This is a genomic window from Streptomyces sp. NRRL WC-3549, assembly GCF_000721935.1.
Classification (GTDB): domain Bacteria; phylum Actinomycetota; class Actinomycetes; order Streptomycetales; family Streptomycetaceae; genus Streptomyces.
In genome coordinates this window covers 70,230-73,208 of record NZ_KL585395.1, presented here as the reverse complement: position 1 = coordinate 73,208, position 2,979 = coordinate 70,230, and the positions used below count along the sequence as shown (strand labels likewise).

The following is a 2,979-nucleotide window of genomic DNA, read 5'->3' as shown; positions in this document are numbered from 1 at the left end:
GAAGCCGATGCTCGCCCGCGGCGAGCTGCGCATGGTCGGCGCCACCACGCTCGACGAGTACCGCGAGCGCATCGAGAAGGACCCCGCCCTGGAGCGCCGCTTCCAGCAGGTCCTGGTCGCCGAGCCGTCGGTCGAGGACACCATCGCGATCCTGCGCGGGCTCAAGGGCCGTTACGAGGCCCACCACAAGGTGCAGATCGCGGACTCCTCACTGGTGGCCGCCGCGACCCTCTCCGACCGCTACATCACCTCCCGCTTCCTCCCCGACAAGGCCATCGACCTGGTCGACGAGGCGGCGTCCCGGCTCCGCATGGAGATCGACTCCTCCCCGCTGGAGATCGACGAACTCCAGCGTGCCGTCGACCGGCTGCACATGGAGGAGCTGGCCCTCAGGAACGAGAGCGACGAGGGCTCCAGGCAGCGGCTGGAGAGGATCCGCCGCGACCTCGCCGACAAGGAGGAGGAGCTGCGCGGTCTGACCGCCCGCTGGGAGAAGGAGAAGCAGGGCCTCAACCGGGTCGGTGAGCTCAAGGAACGCCTCGACGACCTGCGCGGCCAGGCCGAACGCGCCCAGCGCGACGGGGACTTCGACACCGCGTCCAAGCTGCTGTACGGCGAGATCCCCGGCCTGGAGCGGGAGCTGGCCGAGGCGGACGAGGCCGAGCAGGAGGCCGCCAAGGACACCATGGTCAAGGAGGAGGTCGGCCCGGACGACATCGCCGACGTCGTCGGCGCCTGGACCGGCATCCCGGCCGGACGCCTCCTGGAGGGCGAGACGCAGAAGCTGCTGCGCATGGAGTCGGAGCTGGGCCGTCGGCTGATCGGCCAGACCGAGGCCGTGCGGGCCGTCTCCGACGCGGTACGCCGGACCCGGGCGGGGATCGCCGACCCGGACCGCCCCACCGGATCGTTCCTCTTCCTGGGTCCGACCGGTGTCGGCAAGACCGAGCTGGCCAAGGCGCTCGCGGACTTCCTGTTCGACGACGAACGGGCCATGATCCGCATCGACATGAGCGAGTACAGCGAGAAGCACAGCGTCGCCCGTCTCGTGGGCGCCCCGCCCGGTTACGTGGGCTACGAGGAGGGCGGCCAGCTCACGGAGGCGGTCCGCCGCCGCCCGTACAGCGTCGTCCTGCTGGACGAGGTGGAGAAGGCCCACCCCGAGGTCTTCGACATCCTGCTCCAGGTGCTGGACGACGGCCGGCTGACGGACGGGCAGGGGCGGACGGTGGACTTCCGCAACACCATCCTGGTTCTGACGTCGAACCTCGGCAGCCAGTTCCTGGTGGACCCCCTGACCGGGCCCGAGGTGAAGAAGGAGCAGGTGCTGGAGGTCGTACGTGCCTCGTTCAAGCCGGAGTTCCTCAACCGGCTCGACGACCTGGTCGTCTTCTCGGCCCTGTCCGGTGACGAGCTGTCCCACATCGCGGGCCTCCAGGTGGGCCGCCTCGCCGACCGCCTCGCCGACCGCCGGATCAGCCTCGACGTGACACCCGACGCGCTGGCCTGGCTGGCGGAGGAGGGCAACGATCCGGCCTACGGGGCCCGGCCGCTGCGCAGGCTCATCCAGACCGCGATCGGCGACCGGCTCGCGAAGGAGATCCTCGCGGGCGAGATCAAGGACGGTGACACGGTGCGGGTGGACCGCGCCGGGGAGGAGCTGTTCGTGGGGGCCGCCCCGGCCGCGAAGACGCTGTAAGCGGGCGCGTGCCCGTTCCGTGCCCCCGCCCGGACCGATCGGGGTCCCGGGCGGGGGCACGGGTGCGTGCGGCTCCGCCGCATTGACCCATGTACTGGGCATGTATCGCTGGTGAGCCGTTCGCGGGGCGCCCACGAAATCGAGCCGAAATTTTCTATTCGGTGGCTGGATACGAGAGGCCGCAGTGCGGTCACGGGCTTTGTTTGTATCCGGGCGATACATATCCGTGCCCTCGTATGCAAGGCCGTCGACTGCCGGCGGGGCGGCAGGTTTCCGCTTGATATCGGGGCACTCCGGACCCCCCTTTCCGGCATCGTCCGGGGGATAGGCGGAATTCCCCGCCCGGTAAGGTGCGCGCATGACGGAACGGAAACCAGATGAGATAAGTCCCGACTCGAAAGACGCCAAAGGTGACAATCTCATTCGCCTCAGTGAATTCCGTACCTTGTGGACGGCTTATGCCCAATCGGTCCTCGGTGACCAATTGGCCCGTGTGGCGCTGTCGCTGCTGGTCTTCGAACGCACCGAGTCGGCGGGCTGGACCGCGGCGACCTATGCGTTGACGACCCTGCCCGCCCTGCTGTCCGGGGTACTCCTGTCCGGCCTCGCGGACCGCTTCCCGCGGCGTACGGTCATGGTCTGGTGCGACCTGGTGCGCGCCGTCATCGTCGGCCTGATGGCCCTGCCCGGGACACCGCTGCTGCTGCTCGCCGGGCTGCTGGTCCTGGCGCAGCTGGCGGAAGCCCCCTTCGGCGCCGCCCAGGGCGCCCTGCTGCCCAGCGTGCTCGGCGCCGGCCGGTACGAGCGCGGGCAGCGCGTCATGCTGATCACGCATCAGGCGGGGCAGCTGATCGGGTTCGCCGGCGGCGGGGTGCTGGTCGTGTGGCTGGGCAGCCACGTCTCGCTGGGGCTGAACGCGCTGACGTTCCTGCTCTCCGCGACGCTCATCCGGTTCGGCGTGAAGGCCCGGCCCGTCGAGGGCGTGGGAACCGGGCAGAAGCGGGTGCACCTCCAGGTCCGCAGCGCGGTCGCGCTGATCTGGGCCGACCCGCGGCTGCGGTCACTGGTCGCGCTCGGCTGGCTGGCCGGTTTCGTCATGCTGCCGGAGGGGCTGGCGGCGCCCTTCGCCCAGGAGGCGGGCGGCGGCGGGGCCTCGGTCGGACTGCTGCTGGCCGCGCATCCGGCGGGCATGGTGGTGGGCGCGGCCCTGCTGGGCCGGGCGGCGGTCGGCGACGACCGGCGGCGCCGGCTGCTCGGGCCGCTGGCCATCGGTGCGAACC

At 70.8% G+C, this 2,979-nt stretch carries 2 protein-coding genes; both read left to right on the top strand.

Features of this window, described 5'->3' with window-relative positions; translation table 11 throughout:
* On the top strand, positions 1-1,699 hold a 1,699-nt coding region (locus IH13_RS37365), incomplete at its 5' end, for an ATP-dependent Clp protease ATP-binding subunit (RefSeq protein WP_031084024.1).
* Between the two features lie 358 nt (positions 1,700-2,057).
* A partial coding sequence (locus IH13_RS37360) for an MFS transporter (protein ID WP_031084022.1) occupies positions 2,058-2,979 on the top strand: 922 nt, incomplete at its 3' end.